Raw genomic sequence first — 815 nt, forward strand, 5'->3', positions numbered from 1 at the left:
CAAGAAGTTGCTTCCATTACAATACGCTTTGAACGCTCAACTAGTTTTTCATTTGTTGATTGAACATCAACCATTAGGTTGCCGTATACTTTTCCAATACCAACCATTGATGCTGTAGATAACATATTGCATACTAATTTTTGAGAAGTGCCTGCCTTTAATCTAGTTGAACCAGTTAATACTTCAGGTCCATTAACAACTTCAATTGCTATTTCTGCCTCTTGACCAATCTTTGAGCCCTTGTTACAACTAACCGCTACAGTAGAAGCACCAATTTCTTTGGCGTATTTTAAACCACCAATGACATAAGGCGTACGACCACTTGCTGCAATCCCGACTACAATATCATTTTTACTTAACTTAATTTCCTTTAAATCCTCAATTGCAAGTTCTTCGCTATCCTCTGCTCCTTCAACTGCTTTTATAAAAGCCTTTTCTCCACCTGCAATTAACCCTACTACCTCTTCTGGGCTTGTTCCAAATGTAGGAGGACATTCGACTGCGTCTAAAAGTCCTATGCGGCCACTTGTGCCTGCTCCTATATAAATCAAGCGACCCCCACTTTTGAAAGCAGTTACAATTTTTTCAACAGCTTTAGAAATATTAGGAATTTCATTTCGAACGGCAGCGGCAACTTTAGCATCCTCTTCGTTCATTACGGTTAAAAATTCTTCTATAGACATTTCATCTAAATTCATTGTTTTTTCATTTCTTGTTTCGGTTGTTAAATTCTCAAGCATGTTTGCTTCACCTCAAGTAATTTTTTAAAAGTAAATTTAATTTCATATATATTATAACTATCTTTGAAATAAAAT

1 protein-coding gene is annotated in these 815 nt (G+C 35.8%); it reads right to left on the reverse strand.

What is annotated here, in order from left to right; all coding sequences use genetic code 11:
- The coding region (gene murQ / locus COI44_RS23720) for an N-acetylmuramic acid 6-phosphate etherase (RefSeq protein WP_098430067.1) at nucleotides 1–740 on the reverse strand (740 nt) is incomplete at its 3' end.
- Between the last annotated feature and the right edge of the window lie 75 nt (nucleotides 741–815).

It is taken from the genome of Bacillus sp. AFS088145, from assembly GCF_002564465.1.
GTDB lineage: Bacteria > Bacillota > Bacilli > Bacillales > Bacillaceae_G > Gottfriedia.